Source organism: Synechococcus sp. R6-10, assembly GCF_047461815.1.
Taxonomy (GTDB): domain Bacteria; phylum Cyanobacteriota; class Cyanobacteriia; order Thermostichales; family Thermostichaceae; genus Thermostichus.
Genome location: NZ_JANSHW010000073.1, coordinates 1 through 3551, shown reverse-complemented (window position 1 = coordinate 3551; position 3551 = coordinate 1). Strand labels below are relative to the sequence as shown.

The window sequence follows — 3551 nt, the reverse complement described above, 5'->3', positions numbered from 1 at the left end:
CCAGCAGCGAGTGCGCTACTGGGGAGCGCTGGCCCTTTTGCGCTGCGTAATGTCCAGCCCGGCGGCAGCAGTAGCGGCATTGCACAATCGCAGCGGAGCAACCCTGGAGGCAGAAGAAGAGGTTGAGGCAGAACTGAGCCGCTGGGTGTTCGAGTCGGCAGAAGAGCGTACCGACGATGAGCTGCCAACGCCAGCTCTTGAAGCCGCAGACCCAACCCTGCCGGATAGCGACCGCCGCCGGTTGCAGGCCCTGGCCCGTCTGGCCAAACAGCTCCAGGGCCCAGAGCACGACACCAAACTGACGCGGGCCATCGAGCTGGTGAAAAAGTTGCTTCAGGAAGGTTTTCATCCCATCCTCTGGTGCCGCTACGTTGCCACTGCGGAGTATCTGGACAGTTACCTTCGGCAACAGCTGGGATCCCCAGCCCAAGTAGCCTGTGTAACGGGCAGGATGGGAGACGAGGAGCGGGAGGCCAAGATCGCGAACCTGGAAGTTGACCGACCACGGGTGCTGGTGGCCACCGACTGCCTCTCGGAAGGGATCAACCTGCAGGAAAAGTTTACAGCCGTCATCCACTACGACCTGCCCTGGAACCCCAATCGGCTGGAGCAGCGGGAGGGCCGGGTGGATCGCTACGGCCAAAAGGCCAGCCGGGTCAAGGTCATCCGCTTTTTTGGCCGCGACAACCCCGTAGATGGCGTGGTACTGGAGGTGTTGCTCAACAAAGCGCGGGAGATCCACCGCACCCTGGGCACCCACGTGCCTGTGCCGGAGGCTAGCGAAAGCGTTACCCAGGCTGTGCTCGAAGCCCTCTTCCTGCGCAAGGGACACTGGTCCGCCGAGCGCCAGCTAACCCTCGATCTTGGCGTGCCGGAAGTGGATGAGTTTCACCGGCGCTGGGATCGCTCTGTCGAACAGGAGCGGCGCAACCGCACCCGTTTTGCCCAGCGGGCCCTCAAGCCTGAGGCAGTGCAGCGGGAGCTGGAGGCCACCGATGCCGTGCTAGGGGATCCCGAAGCTGTGCGCGAATTCTTCCTGGCTGCCGCCCAGCGCCTCAACCTAGCCATAACCCCAGGGAAGCGGTCGGGGGTCTACCAGGTTAGCGTCGGCTCCGAAGCCACTGCCACCTTGCCGGAAGCCATTCGCCTGGCCCTGCCCTCTCCCAAAGGCGGGCGATGGCTAATCAGCTTCGACTCGCCCACGCCCGAAGGTGCCGAATACATTGGCCGCAACCACCGCGTCGTGGTTGCCCTGGCCCAGTTTTTGCTGGAGGAAGCCCTCGACAACCCAGAGAAAGGGGATGCTGTCGTCTCCCGCTGCGGCGCTCTACGCACCCGAGCGGTAGTTGATCTTACAACTCTACTGCTGCTGCGGGTGCGCTACCTGGTGGAGCAACCCCAGGGGCAGCCTCTCTTGGCGGAAGAGGTGCTGGTGCTAGGCGGTGTTGGCCTGGAGAGCGGCGAGGCCCGCTGGCTGGAGACGGGCGCAGCTCTCCAACTGCTGGCCACGGCCAAGCCGGATGAGAACCTACCGCTAGCGGAAAAGCGGGAGCTGGTTCAGCATCTCCTGGCCTGTCTCGGCCCGTGGCAGGAGACAGAGGAAAACTGGGGAAGGGATCACCGGCTGCAGCAGGCGGCGCGGGAGCGGATTTTGCAGCGTGCTGCTGAGCTGGAGGCTGCCCATAGGCGCATCCGCCAAGCCGTGTCCCTACAGGGGCGGGGGCTGAAGGTGAAGCCGCAGCTTCCCCCCGATCTTTTAGGACTCCTTGTTCTCCAACCGGTGGTTTGCCGATGAGCGAGTTTTCTGGGGTACGCATCGAAGGAGGCCTGTTGGGGCCCGATATTCTCGAAAAGCTGCTGGCAGGGGATCTGCCAGGACAGAAGCCAGAAGACTTCGGCTTTAACAGCAAGCGCGGCCCAGTCGAAGAGATTGCCGCGGTCTTTGCCGATTGTCGAAAGTACTGGGAGGCCTTCCAGAGCCGCCTGCAGCGCCTGCCCGAAAGCGATCTCGCCACCAGCATCACCCGCGATGCCTGGGCGATCCCCTTCTTCAGTTTGCTGGGGATCGAGGTGCGCTATCAACCGCGCGCCTGCGAGGTGGACGGAATGAACTTCCCCATCTCGCATCGCATGGGCGAGGCGGAAGACGCGCCACCGGTGCACATCGTCGGCGCGCGCCAGGAGCTGGGCCGCGTGCCGGCTTCTGGCCGGCCTCGCCTGGCACCCCACTCGCTGCTGCAGGAGTATCTCAACCGCAGCGAGCACCTCTGGGGCATTGTTACCAACGGATTGACCCTGCGCCTCCTGCGGGACTCCACCTATGTGCGTCGGCAGGCCTATGTGGAGTTTGACCTGAAGCAGATCCTAGAGGAGCAGCGGTTTAACGACTTTGCCATCCTCTTTCGGCTGCTGCACCGCAGCCGCTTGCCCCAAACGGCAGAGCTAGCAGGGGATTGTCTGCTGGAAAAGTACTACCAACAGGCCCTGGAGCAGGGTGGCCGGGTACGGGAACGGCTGCGGGAGGGGGTTGAGGAGTGCATCAGGTTGCTGGCAAATGGGTTCCTGGCCCATCCCAAGAACCAGAGGCTGAGAGCGCGGCTCTTGTCGGATCCCAGGGAGCTCTACCGCCAACTGCTGCGCTTGGTCTACCGGTTCCTGTTCCTCTTGGTTTCCGAAGAGCGGGGGTTGATGAGCAGCGCGGCGCTCTATCGCGAGCACTACAGCGTGACGCGGCTGCGGCGGTTTTTGGATCGGCAAAGTGCCCAAGACGAATACGAGGATCTCTGGTGCAGCTTGCGGGTGCTCTGGAGGGTGCTTTCCCAAGAGGAGCTGGCGGAGCTGCTGGGGGCTGCTCCTCTCAACGGAGAGCTGTTTGCCCCTCTGGAGCTGGATGAGTGCAGCCTGAGCAACCGGGATCTGCTGCAAGCCTTTTCGCACCTAGCCTACTACCGAGAAAGCCCCACCTCTCCCCTTCGGCGGGTCAACTACGCGGCGCTGGATGTAGAAGAACTGGGATCCGTCTACGAAAGCTTGCTCGACTACCAGCCTCAGATTGTAACTGGGCAAGGGGCGCCTCGCTTTGAGTTGAGCTACGGCTCAGAGCGCAAGAGCACAGGCTCCTACTACACCCCGCCGGAGCTAGTGGCCGAACTCATCCGCTCGGCGCTGGAGCCAGTGATTGAAGAACGGCTGAAAGCCGCTCGCCCACCTGAGGAAAAAGAGCAAGCGATTTTGTCCATCCGTGTGTGTGATCCCGCCTGCGGATCCGGTCACTTCCTGCTTGCTGCCGCCCGCAGGTTGGGCAAGGAACTGGCAAAGCTCCGCACCGGCGAAGAGGAACCCGCCCCCGAGCGTGTCCGCGAGGCCATCCGCGATGTGGTGGCGCACTGCATCTACGGCGTGGACAAAAACCCGCTGGCGGTGGAACTCTGCCGCGTGGCCCTGTGGCTGGAGGCCCACTGCGCCGGCAAGCCCCTCACCTTCCTGGATCACCACATCAAGTGCGGCGATTCGCTGGTGGGTGTCTTGGATTTGGCGATTTTGGAAAAGGG

Annotated in this window: 2 protein-coding genes; both read left to right on the top strand. The window is 63.1% G+C overall.

Annotation, left to right across the window (positions count from 1 at the left end; translation table 11 throughout):
- The coding region (locus tag NW837_RS02435) for a helicase-related protein (RefSeq protein ID WP_414329111.1) at positions 1–1795 on the top strand (1795 nt) is incomplete at its 5' end.
- Positions 1792–3551, top strand: a 1760-nt coding sequence (locus NW837_RS02430; protein WP_414329110.1) for a DNA methyltransferase, incomplete at its 3' end; no start/stop codon positions are given. The genes NW837_RS02435 and NW837_RS02430, both read left to right, overlap by 4 nt.